General features: G+C 67.5%; 1 protein-coding gene. It reads right to left on the bottom strand.

Annotation, left to right across the window (positions count from 1 at the left end; genetic code table 11):
- A partial coding sequence (locus EN845_RS34085; protein ID WP_210235535.1) for a hypothetical protein occupies positions 1 to 258 on the bottom strand: 258 nt, incomplete at its 3' end.
- Positions 259 to 369 lie beyond the last annotated feature (111 nt).

A 369-nucleotide genomic window follows, 5' to 3' on the forward strand; every position in this document is an offset into this window, starting at 1 on the left:
ATGGTTGCGGCCACCGAACAGCCTTCCGATCTCGGAAAGCGTCATCGCGCGGCCGCCGAGACGGCAGTTCACGTAGACGGCCGCGATGGCATCGAACCGCGCCTTGGCGATCCTGGCCGGGCCTCTCGGCCCAACGAGCTGCGCAACGGTCAGGAAGTGCCAGGCGGCGACGCGCTCGATGAGATCGCGCGCCAGCGTTCTCCTCGCCATTGGGATTCCGGGGTAGCGGTCGAAGGGTGGTGGGCGGAAGTGCATCATGCACCGATCTCCTTCAGGGCCTGTTCCTTGGCCTGGTTGAGCTCGGCCATGGCGTCGTGAGAGCCGCCGGGCAGATCCGGGTGGCGTTGCGCGGCCAGCCGACGATATCGG

The sequence above is a fragment of the Mesorhizobium sp. M8A.F.Ca.ET.202.01.1.1 genome (assembly GCF_004791595.1).
GTDB lineage: Bacteria > Pseudomonadota > Alphaproteobacteria > Rhizobiales > Rhizobiaceae > Mesorhizobium.